Raw genomic sequence first — 1,544 nt, forward strand, 5'->3', positions numbered from 1 at the left:
GTGCTCCTGTCGATCCTTGGCGCGGAAGGAAAGGCGACCGACGCCAAGCAGGAACAGGATTGGCTCAACGCCAACGCACCCGAGTTGATGAACAACATCCGCCGGGAAGTCTCCCTTCGGCTGCAACGGCCGGAAGATCAGAACAAATTCTTCAGCGGACTGCGAGCCTTGGGCATCGCCATTGAGTCCAGGCAACAGACGCCTTTTGAAAATTCATCTGAATAGCACAGGGATTTGGATCGATGACATACGCATCTCGCCGATGGTCAAATGGATTGCTCAAATTGGTCGTCGCAACGGCAGCCGCCGGCGCACCTCTTCCACTTTCTCAGGCCACTGATGTTCGCGCCGAAGACGATCCTTTTGGTCAGTTTCCGCTGGTCATCCATTGCAAGTACAAAGACACGTATCACGCTTTCTATGTGTCGAGGATTTCGCAAGACGGTTTGGCGACATATGTGGCGTCAGATCGAATTGCCGGCACGATCACGTTGGACGGACAGGCAAAGGCGATTGGTGATGAGGATGGAGGCAGTTGCATAGGCAAGACACTTGAGGAACTTCGCGCATCTGGTCAAGCGTGGGACCTGAAGCAGTAACCGAAGCGCGGCCTCATCCCCGGCGGCTTCGGCAGGGGAGCGATGTGGATAGCGCATGTGCGCCACAATCGTACCTCTCGAACGTTCTGTCGCTATGTTGCCTCAGGATGGATGGGGTTGTTCCAGATTTATGGAAGAAGCATCGTGATGGCTGATCGCAAAGCCTTCCATCTAAACGAAATTAGGGCCAAAGCAGCAGCAGGACCGCTTAGCGTTCCTCGCCCTTGGCTGGGATCGCGTCTGCCGCCTGTTGCTGGGTTACCATACGCTTGACCAACGCAAGAAGATCGCGCGTCGTATCGTGCGGCAGGGCCAACACGAGTTTTGCCAGTGCGAGATGATCGGAGGCCTCCTCCGGGGTTCTGCCCAAAAGATGCGGTGCTGCCTCATAGATCATGTCCAGCGGCATGAAGCCCAAGATCTCACAGAGATGGATCATACGAGTAACATGCATTTTGGAGAAAGCACGCTCCTATCGTCCGTCGACTGGGATCGAAATGCCGAGCAGCGGCGCAAGGTCACCGCGAGTCAAGCTTCGTCCTCTCGCGCCTTGCGCAGGTGGGCAGCGATTTTCTCGTCCATTTCCCCCAGGGAGGTGATGCCATCAAATCCGGGTCGCCGGTACACCGGCTTATCAATCTCCGGATCAGTCGTTCAACCAATCCTTTTGCACTTCCGACGCCCTGCGCGATTGCCGCAACGCGGTCTTTGAATGCAGTGAGGATGGCGTGGACGTGTACGGTGAACCGGACCTGAGGCACAGCCGCAACAAAAGCCGGTAAATTGGTTGTCGAACTCCCGCACCAGGTTTATGTTGTTTGATCCTCGGTGTCCTCAGGGGGAGGTCGTGCGGAGATGCTAGTAAAAGACGTGATGATCACGAAGGTTGTCGGGGTATCACCGGATAACAGTGTCAGGCGAGCCGCCGAGGTCATGCTTACCAAT

Annotated in this window: 1 protein-coding gene and 3 pseudogenes; 3 read left to right on the plus strand and 1 reads right to left on the minus strand. The window is 55.9% G+C overall.

Annotation, left to right across the window (positions count from 1 at the left end; genetic code table 11):
* Together BN1800_RS42100 and BN1800_RS39465 are read left to right on the plus strand one after the other, a co-directional pair.
* A pseudogene (locus BN1800_RS42100) lies at positions 1–225 on the plus strand (hypothetical protein); the annotation flags it as partial.
* Positions 226–242: 17 nt separating this feature from the next.
* Positions 243–599 carry a hypothetical protein gene (locus BN1800_RS39465; RefSeq protein ID WP_087006357.1) on the plus strand — a complete coding sequence of 119 codons (357 nt, stop codon included), beginning with the start codon at positions 243–245 and terminating at the stop codon, positions 597–599.
* Positions 600–807: 208 nt separating this feature from the next.
* Here the strand turns inward: BN1800_RS39465 and BN1800_RS39470 are convergent.
* Positions 808–1,291 (minus strand): annotated as a pseudogene (locus tag BN1800_RS39470) (transcriptional regulator).
* 163 nt (positions 1,292–1,454) lie between these two features.
* On the opposite strand from BN1800_RS39470, the pseudogene BN1800_RS43285 reads away from it, so the two are divergent.
* A pseudogene (locus tag BN1800_RS43285) lies at positions 1,455–1,544 on the plus strand (CBS domain-containing protein); the annotation flags it as partial.

Source organism: Rhizobium sullae (assembly GCF_900169785.1).
Classification (GTDB): Bacteria; Pseudomonadota; Alphaproteobacteria; order Rhizobiales; family Rhizobiaceae; genus Rhizobium; species Rhizobium sullae.

Bases quoted from the DNA above. Each gene is read 5' to 3' on its own strand.
- BN1800_RS39465 (WP_087006357.1), top strand. From the start codon at position 243: ATGACATACGCATCTCGCCGATGGTCAAATGGATTGCTCAAATTGGTC.